This window comes from Mycobacterium venezuelense, assembly GCF_054919535.1.
Map to the genome: position 1 here is coordinate 18,118 of NZ_JBONDW010000021.1, position 14,865 is coordinate 32,982.

Consider the following 14,865-nt stretch of genomic DNA (forward strand, 5'->3'; position numbering starts at 1 on the left):
CTCCTTCCTGTGGCAGGTCAGCGCTGGATCGACTTGACCTCGAGGAACTCCTCGAGCCCGAATACCCCGGCCTCACGCCCATTTCCGGACTGCTTGTATCCGCCGAACGGTGCGTTGGCATTGAACGCGCCTGCGTTGATCTGCACCTGGCCGGCGCGGATCCGGCGCGCGATCTTCTCGGCGCGCTCGGGCGAACCGGACCAGACCGCGCCTGCCAGGCCGTAATCCGTGGCGTTGGCGATGCGCACCGCATCGTCTTCGGAGTCGTAGGCCTCGATCGCCAGGACTGGTCCGAAGACCTCCTCCTTGTGGATCGTCATGTCCTCGGTGACGTCGGAGAACACGGTCGGCCGAACGAAGGCGCCGGGGCTGTCGGTATCGGTGTCACCGCCGGTGACCAGGCGGGCCCCCTCGTCAATCGCCGTGCGGATGTAGCCGAGCACGCGTTTCTGTTGCGCTCGAGACGACAACGGGCCCAGCGCGGTTCCGTCCTCGGCCGGATCACCGACCGGCAATGCCTCGGCGGTCGCCTTCGCGAGCGCCTCCACCTCTTCGAGCTTGTCGCGCGGGACGATCATCCGCGTCAGGGCCGAGCAGGTCTGACCGGAGTTGAGCATCATCGACTTCACCGATGCGGGCACGGCCGACTGCAGGTCGGCGTCATCGAGGATGATGTTGGGGCTCTTGCCGCCGAGTTCCAGCGAGACCCGCTTGACCGTACGGGAGGCCACCTCCTGCACTCGCCTGCCCGCCCTTGTCGATCCGGTGAAGCTGACGATGTCGATGTCGTCATGCCCGGCGATCGCCTCGCCGACCTCGGCTCCGGTTCCGAACACGACATTGAAAACACCTGGCGGCAGGCCGATTTCGTCGACGATCTCAGTCAGGGCGATAGCGCACAGCGGGGTGACCTCGCTCGGCTTGACGACGACGGTGTTGCCCGCTGCCAGGCCGTACCCCACTTTCAGCGCGATCTGGTGAAGTGGGTAGTTCCACGGTGTGATCGCACCGAGGACGCCGAACGGCTCACGCACGATGGTCGACCCGCGATACTCACTCTCGAACTCGTAGTCGCGCACGATGTTCGCCGCCTCGGCGAAACTGTTGATGGGCAGCGGCAACTGCACTGCCCGGGAAATGGAGATCGGGCAACCCATTTCGGAGGAGACGATGCGGGCCAGGCCCTCGGCACGCTCGGCCAGTTTGCCCGCGATCGCGGTGAGGTAATCGGCACGCTCGCCAACGGGCGCGGCCGACCAGGCCGGAAATGCCGCCCGTGCGGCGGCGACCGCGGCGTCGACGTCGGCCGCCGTGCCGCCCACGACCTCGGCGATAACCTCATCGGTGGCCGGGTTGGTGACGGGAATGCGGGTCGTTCCGCCCGATACGGTCCACTTGCCGTCGATGTAGTTAGTGTCGTGATTTTTCATCGGTGCCCTCTTCGGTTTCAGTGGTCGGAGTCGGAGTAGACGACGAGACCACGCAGGTTCTTGCCGTCGAACATGTCTTGGTAGCCCTGATTGATGTCTTCGAGGCGGTAGCGGGTGGTGACGAGCTCGTCGAGCTTGAGGTTGCCCGACCTATAGAGGTCGAGGAGTTTGGGAATCTGCGTGCGGGGGCCGACGCCGCCGAACACCGCTCCCTGGACTCGCTTCTGGAGCAGAGTGAGCTCGAACAGGTTGAGGTCCACGGTCGACTGCGTGAAATCGCCCATGCCCGTGACGATCACCTGCCCGCCCTTGCCGGTCAGACTCAGCGCCTGCTGAATGTGTTCGCCCTTGATCTCGCCCACCGTGATGATCGACACCTGGGCCATCTTGCCCCACGTGAGATCGGGCAGTTCGGCGGCGGCTTCCTCGACCGACGCATACGTGTGGGTGGCGCCGAACTCGATCGCCTTCTTGCGTTTGAGGTCGACCGGATCGATCGCGACGACGAACCGGGCGCCCGCGAACCGGGCGCCCTGCACGGCGTTGATCCCGACGCCGCCGATGCCCATCACCACGACCGTGTCGCCCGGCCGGGTGTCGCCAATCTCGGTGGCCGAGCCCCAGCCCGTCGAGACACCGCAGCCGAGCAACGCCGCGACGTCGAGGGGGACGTCCTTCTCGATCTTGACGACCGAAGCCTCGCTCACCGTCACGTACGGGGCGAACGTGCCGAGCAGGCACATCTGAATGACCGGCTGCCCGTCACGGGTGACCCGGTAGGTCTTGTCCGCGACGGACAGCCCGGTCAACAGACCGGCACCTTCGTCGCACAGGTTCTGCAGCCCGGTGGCGCACGACGGACACGTACCGCACGCCGGGATGAACGCCAGCACGACGTGATCGCCCTCTTCCAGGCCGGTCACGCCGGGGCCCACTTTGGTGACCACGCCTGCGCCCTCGTGCCCTCCGAGAACCGGCATGAACGGCACGGGACTACTGCCGGCGACGACGTGCGCATCGGAATGGCACAGACCCGAGGCGGCCAAGCGCACCTGGACCTCCCCGGCCACCGGATCGCCGAGCTCGACCTCGCAGATCGTCCAGGGTGCGCCGACCTCCTCGACGACCGCAGCCTTCACCTTCATTCGATCTTCTCCCCTCGTGCGGTCCGACACATTCCCATGCCAGGTGAGATGTAAATCACTATTCGCACCGTAGAGCGACCGTCGGGATCCCGACAGAACAGACCCGGCCACAACACAACTTTTCCGGCCATTCCGGCCCGTCATGCCGTCGTTGACGCGACGTGGAAGGTCGGCAAAACTGACCGGCATGACCGCGGGCACCGGCGCTCTCGCAGATCAGGCACCCCTGCCCGCCTCGCCCGTCCTGCAGTCGACCAACCGGGTAATTGCGGCCATCACCGATCCGTGGGACCACCCGCGCACCGCGGTCTCGGTCGAGATCATGTGCGAATGGGCCGCCGAGCACGGCATCGCCGCCGAGGCACTGTTGGCGGGTTCGCACCTCAATGTGGCTTCGCTGCCAGATGTGGACACGGTCGTCGAGGCGAGCCAGGAGCTCGCGGTCATCCGCAACCTCGTCGACAGCGCGGGTGACCGGCCCGGCCTCGGAGTCGAACTCGGCCGGCGCTATCACCTGACCGCGTACGGCTACCTCGGCTATCTGCTCGCCGCGTCCGCCAGCGTCCGGGACACGGTTCACCGGGGTCTCTACTACGCGATGCTGACGTTCGCGTTCTCGACCATGACGGCGCGCATCGATGCGCGCGGGCAGTACGTCCTGGCTTTCGAGGCGGATGACATGCCGAAGGGAATCCGGCGGTTCGTCGTCGAACGGGATCTCACCGCTGTGATGCAGATACAACGGGACACCTTCCCCGACTTCACCACGGTGCCGCTGCGCGAGATCCGGTTCGCCTTCGAGCCGGCTCCGACAGCAGATCCGCCGGCGGTCTACCGGGACTACTTCGGAGTGCCCGTGCATTTCGGGTGTGGCCGCAACGAGATCGTCTACGACGCCGGCTATCTCGACCTCATACCGCCGATGGCCAACGAACACACCACCCGCCTGATGGTCGCGCAGTGCGAACGCATCCGCGCAGAGCGGCTGCACCACACCGGTGTCGCCGCGCAGGTGCGCGCCCACCTCCTCGACCAGTCGTCGCTCGACCTCACGTTGGAGGATGTGGCGCTGCACCTGCATCACGCACCGCGGACGCTGCGCAGGCACCTCGAACACGAAGGCACCACGTTCCGCGCCATCCTGGACGAAGTCCGCCGCAGCGTCGCCGACAATCTCCTGCACGATCGCACCATTCCCCAGTACGAGATCGCCCACCGGCTGGGTTATCAGGACTGGTCGAGTGTCATGCGGGCACGCCGGCGCTGGCGCGAGATCGGCCACGGCCACGACTGAGCCCGTACCCCTGACCGCCGAGCGGCTGACTACCCTGGCCCGGGTGAACCTCGACGGCAATCAAGCGTCCATCCGAGAGGCGATCGACGCCGGCCTGCTGGCCGGTGCGGTCACCATGGTGTGGCAGGCGGGCAGGGTGTTACAGGTCAACACGCTGGGAAACCGCGACGTCGAGGCCCGCCTGCCCATGCAGCGTGACACCGTCTTCCGGATCGCGTCGATGACCAAACCGGTCACCGTCGCGGCGGCGATGGCCCTCGTCGAGGACGGCAAGCTCCATCTCGCCGACCCCGTGACCAAATGGCTGCCCGAACTGTCGAACATGCGTGTCCTGCGGGAGCCCCGCGGCCCGTTGGATCAGACCGAACCGGCTCGACGGCCGATCACGTTCGACGACCTGATGACCCATCGCAGCGGACTGGCGTACGTGTTCTCGGTGCTCGGGCCGCTGGCCTCTGCCTACGGCAAGCTGTCCCTGCGCCAAGACCAGGATCGCTGGCTGGCCGATGTCGCCAAGCTGCCACTGGCACATCAGCCCGGTGACCGCCTGACCTACAGCCACTCCACCGACGTGCTCGGCATCGCGCTGTCGCGGATCGAGGGAAAGCCGCTGGCGCAGGTACTGTCCGAGCGCATCTTCGAACCGCTCGGGATGACCGACACCGGCTTCTCGGTCGATGCGGCAGGCCGGCGTCGTGCCGCGACGATGTACAAGCTCACCGCCGACAACGCGTTGACCCACGATGTCATGGGGCCGCCGCCGATCACCGATCCACCGTTCTGCACCGGCGGTGCCGGATTGTTCTCCACTGCAGACGATTACCTGAGGTTCGCCCGGATGCTGCTGGCCGGCGGAACCGTCGACGGGGTGCGTGTGTTGTCGGAGGAGTCAGTGCGGTTGATGCGCAGCGACCGGCTCACCGCCGAGCAGAAGCAGTATCCCTTTCTGGGAGCACCATTCTGGGTGGGGCGCGGCTTCGGGCTCAACCTGTCGGTCGTCACCGATCCGGCCAAGTCTCGACAGCTGTTCGGTCCTGGCGGTCTCGGTACGTTCAGTTGGCCGGGCGCTTACGGCACGTGGTGGCAGGCCGACCCGTCAGCCGACCTCATCCTGATCTACCTGATCCAGAACCACCCGGACCTCTCGGTGGATGCCGCAGCGATCGCGGGCAACACGTCGATGGCGAAACTACAGTCGGCACAACCGAAATTCGTCCGTCGCACGTATCAAGCGCTCGACGTCGGCTAGACCTGCCGCCGAACGTCGGCTTGCGTACGAAATCCGGATCATTTCTCGCACATGAGCCAACACTCGACGAGGCTTGCGGCGGCGCCCGTCAACCGGAGTCCGCTTTCGCTGACGACGGTAAGGCAGCGGCCAATTTGGCCTCGGCTATCCGGTAGAACCCATCGAGCGCCGACTCGTCGACACTGAGGTACTCACTCACCACGTCGGGTGCGACGCCGGCATCGCGTAACCGCAGCGCCAGGGAGTACGGCAAAGGCAGGACACGTAATGCCTGCTCCCGGGCGTCGCGGCTGTCGGTCATGTGATCAGCATGCGGTCAACCGGCCATGACCGAGCAAGTAGCCGGATACTCGAATCAGCGGTGCCTGCGCCGCACAAGAGCCGCGAGTTCAGCCCGGGTCGTCACGCCCGTCTTGGCCATGGCCCGGTAGATGTGACCCTCGACGGTGCGTACGGAGAGGTTCAGCCGCGTGGCGACGGCACGACTGGACAGCTCCGCGCCGATGAGCATCGCGATCTCACGTTCGCGGTCGGTGAGCGGAAGCCGTTCCATCGCGGCGAGCAGTGTCGGGCTCACCGCGCCCCCGCACCGGTCGGCCAGCTCACCGGCGCGCGTGGCCAGACCGAGTGCCGACCCGCGCATGTCCTTCCTGCGGTACGTCACCGCCGCGTGAGCGGCCGCGTCGGCCGCGGCGACGATATCTCCGATTTCTTCGAACGCATCCACCACCGCGGCGAGGCCGTCGGCGTCATCGCTCTTGAGGGCCTGGCAGAAGGCCGCTGCCGCAGCGACCCGCGGCCCCTCGACGAGCCCCGTCAGCTGTTTCAGCCGGCCTGCCCCGGAATGGTCGCCGAACTGGGTCGCGGTCTGCAGACACAACACCTCAGCGGCGTATTGCCCATTGCCCCTTGCCTTCTCGGCGGCGGTGCGCGCCGCGACTGCCGCCTCGGACACCGCGCCCTGGGTGGCCGACACCCAGGCCCGGACGAGCGCATGCTCGTAGCCGAGATATTGCCAGCTGGGGTGCCTGCGCCTATCCAACTCGTCGAGCGTTGCATCGTCGGCCTGGCCGCGCATGGCCAGAGCGATGGACCGCGGCAGCCGGAAGCGATAGCCGAAACCGTTGGTTTCCCCGGCAGCCGCCATCAATTCGACGACGGGATCCAGCAGCGCCGAGGCGACATCGAGCCGGCCGGCGCCCAGAGCCGCGCGGCCCGCCAGCGCGGCGCCGAATAGCTGTGCGATGCCGGGCAACTCGGCTGCCTGCTGTCGCTGCCGGTCGGCTTCCCGCTCGGCCTCGGCGACGTACCCGGCCAGTATCAGTGCGCCGATGTGACCGTCCGCGATCACGAAGCGCATGTGCGCTGCGTCGTACGAGCCGTCGGCGATGTTATAGCCGCACGTCGCTGCCGCCACCGCCGCCTGCGTGCGTCCGGCGTCGCCGGCGGAGACGGCGACCGCCCAGCCGGCCACCGCACCGACGATGCCCGGCAGCTCTTCCAACCGAAGTCCCTCCGCGGCGGCCGCGGCCGCCTCGGGCCTGCCCACAGCCGCACCGTAGACCGCGTAGAACGCGTCGACGCACGCGCGAGCATCGTCGGGTATCGAGGCCGATGCCGTATCGATACGCTGTTTCGCCCCCGCGGGGTCGGCCAAGGACCACAGTTGGTTGGAAGCTCGGAGGAACGCCAGTCGCGCGCGGCCGGCCGCGGTGAGATCCGCGCTGCGGATCGCGTCCAGCGCCGCGTCCGACTCCGCACCTCTACTCAGCCATGAAAGAGCGTGGGCCTGAACGAAATTGGCTTCTACTCCCCCACCCGCACGGACCGCTGCGGATGCCAGCCGGTCGGCGAGCGGCAAGTCCGACAACCACACCGCGCCCTGCGCGGCGCGTGTGAGCAGTTCCGGATCAGGTTTCAGGTCGGAGTCCAACGACAGCGTCGCCCGATGCACCACGACACGCATGGCGTCCCGGTCGTCGCAGCGCGCGAGTTCGGTGGCCACCAAACCGCGCAGCCTGCGCAGCCGGGTGCCGGGTACACGTTTGCGGCGTACCTCGGCGTACAACGGATGCGCGACGCGCACGTCGACGCCGCCTTCCACCGCATCGAGAGCGATGAGGCCACGGGCCTCGGCTTCTTCCACCGCGGAGTCCGCGACGATTGACGTCAACAAGCTCAACTGAATCGGCTCGGCGACGGCAAGGATGTCGATCACCTCGCCGACCGACGGCGGCAGCGCGCCGATGCGCGATTCGATCAGCTCGACCAGACCCGGTGGTATCACCGGATCTCCGGTCCACCGCCAGTATCCGTGCCTGCTCACGAGCCGGCCCTGCGCGACCTCTTGCTCGACGATGTTGCGAAGGTAGAGCGCGTTGCCTCGCGTCAGCCGCCACAATTCGCCTGCCGCATCGGGGTCGAGCGGCCCACCGAGGGCGGCACTCACCAAACGGGTCGACTCGTCGCGCGACAACGGCTGCAGATCGAGGCGCTCGAATCGCTCACCGCTCCACACCTCATGGACGGAGGCCGGAATCGGGGTGCCGTCCCGAACGGTCAACACAAGTTTGGCAGCCTCACGCTGAACGATCTGATGCAGCACGAATGCGGACAGGTCGTCGAGCAGATGGGCATCGTCGACGCAGACCACCACGGGCTGACCGTTCGACGTTGCGGTCATCGCCTCGATCACCCGGCCCACCAGGGCGACGTTATCGGCGTCGGCCGTGCCGACCCATCGGGAAAAGGTTCCCAACGGGAGGCCTTGAGCCGCCGACGTCCCGACCGCCCAACGGGTTTCGTGGCCGTTTGACGCGACGGCGGACAACGCCTCACGAGCGATTCGGCTCTTGCCGACTCCGGCGGCTCCGTGGATCACGATTCCCGACAGATCGGCGGAGGACAGCGCGGCGTCGATGAGCCGTGCCTCCTCCAGCCGCCCGGTCAGCGGCCAGACGAGACGCACCCATCGAGACTAAGGCGCACGCGTGTCGTTAGCAAAAGTAATGACAACTTCGCTGACGCATGTCGGGCGGCGTCAGCCCGCGCGGGCCAGCGCCTGACGTGCGTAGGCGCGCACGTCGGCGTCACCGTCGTCGAGGGCACCGGCGAGTGCGTCTCTGGCCGCGGTCTGCGAGTCGGCCCACCGGCTCAGGCTCAGTACGGCCGCCTTGCGGACATCGAGATGCTGGTCGGACAGGGCCCGCGCCAACGTCGGCACCGCAATTGCCGGATCGGCGCCGGCAAGGGCGCGGACCGCGCCCTGCCGGATCTGCCAGGCCGACTCGGTCAGCGCCTTTTCGACGCTTTCCACGTCGTCGGCCGAACACCCGACCGCACCCAGCGACGCGAGCGCTGCCGCGCGCACCAACGGATCCGGGTCGGCCAGCAGGTGCCGTACCGCCTGGGCGCCGCTGCGCAGCGTCGCGAGCCCGCCGACCGCGGCGATACGCACCTCCCGGTTCTCGTCGCGCGTCGCCTCGGCCACACCGGCGTCATCGTCGACCGATACCAGTGCGCGCACCGCCTCGATCCGCACGCGGTGGTCGGGATCGGTCACGGCCGACCGGTACGCGACCCGGGTGCCTGCTCGCCGTGAACTCAGCAGGTACACCGACGCGGCTCGGACCACGGGATCCGTCGAGGCCAACCGGACGGCGAAAGCCTGCGGTTCGGGCAGTACCTCCACGAGTTCCCGCACCGCCTCCGCGGTCTCCTGGCGCACCGCAGGATCGTCGTCGGCGAGCGCGTCGACCAGTAACTCCTGATAGCCCTCGGGCAGGTGTTCCACGAGAGTCGCGACCGCAGTTCGCCTTACGCCGGGGTCCGCGTCGGACAGGAAGCCCGCCAGGTCGGCCAGCGACGGTTCCTCCAGCGCGAGCACGGCCGCGATGCGCGGGGAGGGCGGCTGCGCACCGACCTCGGCGCGAACGCGGGAGTGCCCAGCCGCGGGCGCCCGGCCACCGTGCAGGTCGGGCTGGGTGACCGCCGCGACCGGATGATCCGACGGCAGGTGTTCCAGACCGGGCACCGGAACGAAATAGGGTGCTACGGGCCGCTTGACGAACTGCATGGCGCCATCGGCACCCTTGTAGAGATTGAGGTGATAACGCCACCGCTCGTCATCGCGCTCGGGAAGATCGGCACGTTCGTGATACAGCCCCCACCGAGATTCGGTGCGGGTCAGCGAGGAACGTGCCGCCATCTCCGCGCAGTCACGGATGAACGACACCTCCGCTGCCCGCATCAATTCGTGTGGCGTGCGCGCCCCGATCTCTTCGATCTCACCGGCCATGCGCTCGAAGGTCTGCACCGCGATCGAGAGCTTGGTCGCGGTCTTCGGCGGCGCCACGTAATCGTTGACGAACCGGCGCAGCTTGAACTCGACCTGTGGTTGCGGCGGACCGTCGGGATGACGCAGCGGCCGATAGATCAACTCGTGTGCCTCGGCGATCTGGTCGGCCGGAAGGTCCGTCGGCGCAACCACATCGGACAACGTCGACGCGGCGTGCTCACCGGCGAGATCGCCATAGACGAACGCGCCGATCATGTAGTTGTGCGGCACGCACGCCAGGTCGCCTGCCGCATACAGCCCCGGCACCGTAGTGCGGGCGTGCTCGTCGACCCACACCCCGGATGCGGAATGCCCTGAGCACAAGCCGATCTCGGATATGTGCATCTCGATGTCGTGGGTCCGGTAGTCGTGCCCGCGGTTGGCGTGGAACGTGCCGCGGGTGGGCCGTTCGGTGGTGTGGAGGATGTTCTCCAGTGCGGTGAGCGTCTCGTCGGGAAGGTGACTCACCTTGAGATAGATGGGCCCGCGCGCGGATTCGATCTCCTGCTTGACCTCGGCCATCATCTGACCCGACCAGTAGTCGGAATCGACGAACCGCTCCCCCAACGCATTGACCTGGTACCCGCCGAACGGATTGGCCACATAGGCGCATGCCGGTCCGTTGTAGTCCTTGATGAGCGGATTGACTTGGAAGCACTCGATACCCGAGAGCTCCGCGCCGGCGTGATAGGCCATCGCGTAGCCGTCGCCTGCGTTGGTCGGGTTCTCGTACGTGCCGTACAGATACCCCGACGCGGGAAGGCCGAGCCGTCCGCATGCACCGGTCGACAGGATCACGGCCTTGGCCGCCACCGTAACGAATTCGCCGGTACGGGTGTTGAATGCGGCGGCCCCGACGGCGCGGCCGTTCTGCGTGAGCACGCGCACCGGCATGAACCGGTTCTCGATGCGGATCTTCTCGCGCATCGAACGCTGCCGAAGCACCCGATAGAGCGCCTTCTTCACGTCCTTGCCCTCCGGCATCGGCAGCACGTAGGAGCCGGACCGGTGCACTCGTCGCACAGCGTACTCACCGTGCTCGTCCTTCTCGAACTTGACGCCGTAGCGCTCCAGGCGTTGCACCATCGCGAAACCGCGGGTCGCGGTCTGGTAAACGGTGCGCTGGTTGACGATTCCGTCGTTGGCGCGGGTGATCTCGGCGACGTAGTCTTCTGGCTCGGCCTTACCGGGAATGACGGCGTTGTTCACTCCGTCCATGCCCATCGCGAGGGCCCCGGAGTGCCGCACATGTGCCTTCTCCAGCAGGAGTACCTGTGCGCCGTTCTCGGCGGCCGTCAGCGCCGCCATGGTGCCCGCGGTTCCACCCCCGATCACCAGCACATCGCAGTCAAGCCGGACGGCGTCGGACACCTCGGGTGCGGTCAGCTCAGTCATGATTCTCCAGTGCGGCAATGATTTCGGCGCGTAGGGCCGAACGCGTGGACGGGTCGGCGCTACGCGGTTGCGGCACCTCGATCAGGGCCCTCATCGGTTGCCCGGCACGGCCGAGCACCGCGACCCGGTCACCGAGGATCAACGCCTCGTCGACGTCGTGCGTGACGAACACTATCGTCGTCGGGTGCGCGCGCCAGGTGTCGATCAACAGCCGCTGCATGGCGGCACGGGTCTGGGTGTCGAGCGCCGCGAACGGCTCGTCCATCATCACCGCCCGCGGCGCACCGGCCAGTCCCCGCGCGAGCTGCACGCGCTGCCGCATGCCACCGGACAGGCTCTTCGGCAGGTAATCGGCGAACCCCGTCAGCCCGACCTCGGCGATCCACCGCTCGGCGCGCCCGCGCCTGCCCTGCCTGGGCAGGCCGCGAAGCTGAAGGGCGAGTTCGATATTGGATCGCACGGTCCGCCACGGCAGCAGTGCGCTGTCCTGGAACACCATGCCGCGGTCCCGCGACGTCGTCGTCACGGTTTCACCGTCGGCGAGCACGCGGCCCGCGTCCGGGCGCAACAATCCGGCGAACGCGCGCAGCAGCGTCGACTTGCCACATCCGGACGGGCCGGTCAGCACCAGGATCTCACCCGGTTCCACGGCCAGGCTTAGCCGGTCGATCACCGGAGTGTCGGTGTAGGACAACCGGATTCCGTCGAGCTCCAACCGCATACCCGTAGGCACCGCGGTCGCGGGTACGCTCATCGCACATCATCCTCAGCACGTGGAAGCCAGCGCGTGGCACGACGCCCGGTGAGTTCGACCGCTGCGGCGGTTCCGAACCCGAGGATGCCGATCGTGATGATCCCGACGAACACGTCGGGATAGTTCAGCACTGTGTAGGCCTGCCAGGTCCGGTATCCGACGCCGAGCCGGCCGGAGATCATCTCGGCCGAGATCACGCAGATCCAGGCAACCCCCATACCGACCGACAGGCCACCGAAGAGCCCGGGAAGGATGCCGGGCAACACCACTTGGCGCAGAACGTCGAAGCGCCCGCCGCCGAGCGTGCGCACCGAATCCTCCCAGATCGTGGGCAGTGCGCGCACCGCATGCCGGACGCTGACCATGATCGGGAAGTAGGCGGCGAGGAACGTGATGAACACGATCCCGGCCTCATCGGTCGGGAACAGCAGAATCGCCACCGGCACCATCGCGATCGCCGGGATCGGCCGGGCCAGTTCCGTGAGCGGACCGAAGATGTCGGCGAACACGGTGGACCGGCCGAGCAGGATCCCGGTCACCACTCCGACGACCGCGGCGAGCCCGAAGCCGGTCAGGATGCGGATCAAGGATTGGGCAAGGTCCAGCCAGTACTCCGGCGTGCCGAGCCGGTTCACCAGCGCCGCAGTGATATCGGTGACGGTCGGCAAGGTGTCGAAGCGCAGCCCCAGCCGGATGTCGTTGGCGGTCAACACCTGCCACAGCACGATCGCGGTGATCACCGAGGCGAACCGCACAAGCCGGCGTGGCCACACCGACGCGGCGCGGCGCCGTGGTGCGGCCGGCTCGGTGGCAGGCAGGTCGGCGACCCCGGTGAGGACGGTGTCAGCGGTCGTCATACCGCACCGGCCAATGCCTGCGAATAGTCGACGACGACGCTGCCGGGATGGGCGGCGGTGTATCGCTGCGCACCGGCCGGAGTACCGAACGGCAGGTACTCGGCGCCGGCACGAACCCATACCGCCTTGTCGGCAAACCAACGGGTGCCGAACTCGGCATCTGGAACGTATGCCGCCCGCACCTTGCTTCCGCCACCCTCAGCCTCGCGAATCGCCTTGAGCAGGCAGGCCGGGGTCGCCGCCGGTGTAGTCGTGTCGGATCCGTCCAGCCATAGCTCGCTCGCGGTGGCGGGATTGTCGACGACGGTCTTGCACACCGCGTCGGTCCCGCTCAGCACGGAAGGATTGGCGCTGGAGTTCAGCGTTTTGTCGTAGTCCTGTCCGCGCGCGGCGAACGCGGCGCGCAGCGGACCGTCCTGTACGAAGCCCGCGACATCGAGGTCGGCGAAGTTGTCGATCGACTTCAGGTACGGCACGTCACCCTTGAGCGCCTCGACCAGTGACGGCTTGAGCGTGGTGTCGAACGACGTGCCGCCTGGCCCGTTGTAAAGGTAGACGACCTCCTGCGGCAAGCCGCTGGCCTCGGCGACGATCCGGGCGGCCTCCAGCGGTTCGGTGTTGAGGTAGTCGGTGGCATCGAGTTGCGCCTGCAGGAATGCGTCGAGCACTTCGGGGTGCTCGGCCGCGTACGCCCGGCGAACCACAACACCGTGCAACGTGGGGTAATTCAGCTCGGCGCCGTCGTAGAGCAGTTTCGCCTTGCCTTGGTGCACCAGCAGGCCTGGCCAGGCGACGAACTGCGAAAGCGCTTGCACCTGGGCTGATTCCAGCGACGACGCGCCCACCTGCGGCTGCTGGTTGAGCACTTCGAGACCGGTCTTGGGATCGATACCGGACTTCTTCAGTGCTTGGACGAGCATGCCGTGCCCGGCCGAACCCACACTCGCCGAGACTTTCTTCCCGGCCAGGTCTCGTAGCGTTTGAGCCGGCGAATCCGGTGCCACCACAACCATGTTCAGCGCACCCTTGGGGTTGTACCCGGTGACCGACACGATCTCGGTGCGAGCGCGCTCGTTGGCTTGCGTTTTCGACCCGTTGATCAACATGGGGTAATCGCCCATCGATCCGATGTCGATCTTCTCGGCCACCATCTGCGCGGTGATCGGCGCCCCGGTGTCGTAGTCCTGCCACGTCACGTTGTACTTCGTGCCGGTGCTCGCGGTGATGTCGCCGAGGCGACGCTCCAGGTATCCCTGGGCGCGCAGCAGCGTTCCCGCGGTGACGGTGTTGATGGTCTTGGATTGGTATCCGATGACCACGTCGACGGTGTCGGCCGACTGCGTCGCCGAATCGAGCGAACATCCGGCCGTCGCGAATGTGAGGCCGGCGGTGAGGGCGATCAGGGCTGTTTTCACGGGTCCCCTAGCGGATCAAGTAGGGCATGTTGACGGTGACGGCTCCGGTTGGGCAGCGGGCCGCACACGGCCCGCAGTACCAACACTCGTCGACATGCATGTAGGCCTTGCCGTTTTCCGGTTTGATCGCCAGGGAATCCAGCGGGCACACGTCGACGCACAGCGTGCAACCCTCGATACACAGTGACTCGTCGATCGTCACCGGTACGTCGGCGCGTTGGTTGACCAGGGTCATGTGTCGCTCCTAGTGAGGTTGCCGCGCATGGTGATCCGGTCACCACGCATCCGGATGTACTCGAGGTCGACGGGCCTGCCGTCGTCCAGGCTCGTGAGGCGCTCGGCCATCAACAGCGCCGAGCCGTTCGGCACCTGCAACGTGGCCGCGGAGTGCGGGTCGGCCGAAACCGCCTCCAGCGCAAAGGTTGCCCCACCGAGGCGCTGCCCGCTGACCCGCTCGATCAGCGCGAACACGTCATTGGTCTCGAGCGGGAACCCGATCACCGCTTCACCGATGTCAGGTGCCAGATAGGTCAGGTCCAGCGACAGCGGCAGGTCGCCGAGGTAGCGCAACCGCTCGATGAATACGACTTGTGTGCCGGGCTCCAGCGCGAGCTTGCGCGCCACCGCGGGCGGGGCGGCCAGCCGCTGCACGGCGCGGACCTCGTTGCGGACCTCTCCGTAATCCTTGAACGTCTCCTTGAGGCCGACGAGCGCGTCGAGGCCGTGGTCGAACTTGCGGACGGCCACATGGGTGCCCACTTTCGTCCCGCGCTCGATCAGCCCCTCGTTCTTGAGTACGGCCAGCGCCTCGCGAATGGTGTTGCGGGAGACGAAGAACTCCGCGGCCAGGTCGGCTTCCGCGGGCAGGCTGCGATCGTAGGCGCCGTCGTAGATCTGGTGCCGTAGAACGTCGGCAACCTGGCGCGCCCGGTCGGCGCGGGGGCGGCGGACCGGAAGCGAAATCGGTTGTGCATCGGGCTGCGACACGCA

12 protein-coding genes are annotated in these 14,865 nt (G+C 67.2%); 2 read left to right on the forward strand and 10 right to left on the reverse strand.

Annotation, left to right across the window (positions count from 1 at the left end):
- Positions 1 to 17: 17 nt before the first annotated feature.
- Positions 18 to 1,430 carry an aldehyde dehydrogenase family protein gene (locus ACRCUN_RS27655; RefSeq protein WP_462144821.1) on the reverse strand — a complete coding sequence of 471 codons (1,413 nt, stop codon included), beginning with the start codon at positions 1,428 to 1,430 and terminating at the stop codon, positions 18 to 20.
- Positions 1,431 to 1,447: 17 nt separating this feature from the next.
- Positions 1,448 to 2,575 carry an NDMA-dependent alcohol dehydrogenase gene (locus ACRCUN_RS27660; RefSeq protein ID WP_462144822.1) on the reverse strand — a complete coding sequence of 376 codons (1,128 nt, stop codon included), beginning with the start codon at positions 2,573 to 2,575 and terminating at the stop codon, positions 1,448 to 1,450.
- A 187-nt stretch (positions 2,576 to 2,762) separates the two neighbouring features.
- On the opposite strand from ACRCUN_RS27660, the gene ACRCUN_RS27665 reads away from it, so the two are divergent.
- The gene (locus ACRCUN_RS27665) at positions 2,763 to 3,869 is read left to right on the forward strand and encodes an AraC family transcriptional regulator (RefSeq protein WP_462144823.1); all 1,107 of its coding nucleotides are present in this window, start codon (positions 2,763 to 2,765) and stop codon (positions 3,867 to 3,869) included.
- 43 nt (positions 3,870 to 3,912) lie between these two features.
- Entirely contained in the window at positions 3,913 to 5,118 is a 1,206-nt protein-coding gene (locus tag ACRCUN_RS27670) for a serine hydrolase domain-containing protein (protein WP_462144824.1), read from the forward strand.
- 88 nt (positions 5,119 to 5,206) lie between these two features.
- On the opposite strand, the gene ACRCUN_RS27675 is transcribed toward ACRCUN_RS27670, so the two are convergent.
- The 8 genes from ACRCUN_RS27675 to ACRCUN_RS27710 all read right to left on the reverse strand — a co-directional run bounded on the left by ACRCUN_RS27675 (position 5,207) and on the right by ACRCUN_RS27710 (position 14,862).
- The gene (locus tag ACRCUN_RS27675) at positions 5,207 to 5,419 is read right to left on the reverse strand and encodes a hypothetical protein (RefSeq protein WP_462144825.1); all 213 of its coding nucleotides are present in this window, start codon (positions 5,417 to 5,419) and stop codon (positions 5,207 to 5,209) included.
- A 54-nt stretch (positions 5,420 to 5,473) separates the two neighbouring features.
- On the reverse strand, positions 5,474 to 8,086 hold the full coding sequence (locus tag ACRCUN_RS27680; protein WP_462144826.1) for a LuxR C-terminal-related transcriptional regulator: 2,613 nt from the start codon (positions 8,084 to 8,086) through the stop codon (positions 5,474 to 5,476).
- Between the two features lie 72 nt (positions 8,087 to 8,158).
- A complete protein-coding gene (locus ACRCUN_RS27685) occupies positions 8,159 to 10,849 on the reverse strand; it encodes a fumarate reductase/succinate dehydrogenase flavoprotein subunit (RefSeq protein ID WP_462144827.1) in 2,691 nt (896 codons plus the stop codon).
- Complete coding sequence (locus ACRCUN_RS27690) at positions 10,842 to 11,603, reverse strand: ABC transporter ATP-binding protein (RefSeq protein ID WP_462144828.1); 762 nt, start codon at positions 11,601 to 11,603, stop codon at positions 10,842 to 10,844. The genes ACRCUN_RS27685 and ACRCUN_RS27690 overlap by 8 nt, the downstream gene beginning before the upstream one ends.
- Positions 11,600 to 12,460 carry an ABC transporter permease gene (locus ACRCUN_RS27695; protein WP_462144829.1) on the reverse strand — a complete coding sequence of 287 codons (861 nt, stop codon included), beginning with the start codon at positions 12,458 to 12,460 and terminating at the stop codon, positions 11,600 to 11,602. The genes ACRCUN_RS27690 and ACRCUN_RS27695 overlap by 4 nt, the downstream gene beginning before the upstream one ends.
- On the reverse strand, positions 12,457 to 13,875 hold the full coding sequence (locus ACRCUN_RS27700; protein WP_462144830.1) for an ABC transporter substrate-binding protein: 1,419 nt from the start codon (positions 13,873 to 13,875) through the stop codon (positions 12,457 to 12,459). Before ACRCUN_RS27700 ends, ACRCUN_RS27695 begins: the two co-directional genes overlap by 4 nt.
- Positions 13,876 to 13,882: 7 nt before the next feature.
- Entirely contained in the window at positions 13,883 to 14,110 is a 228-nt protein-coding gene (locus ACRCUN_RS27705; protein WP_067845118.1) for a 4Fe-4S dicluster domain-containing protein, read from the reverse strand.
- Positions 14,107 to 14,862 (reverse strand): GntR family transcriptional regulator, encoded by a 756-nt coding sequence (locus ACRCUN_RS27710; RefSeq protein WP_462144831.1) that lies wholly within the window; start codon positions 14,860 to 14,862, stop codon positions 14,107 to 14,109. Before ACRCUN_RS27710 ends, ACRCUN_RS27705 begins: the two co-directional genes overlap by 4 nt.
- Between the last annotated feature and the right edge of the window lie 3 nt (positions 14,863 to 14,865).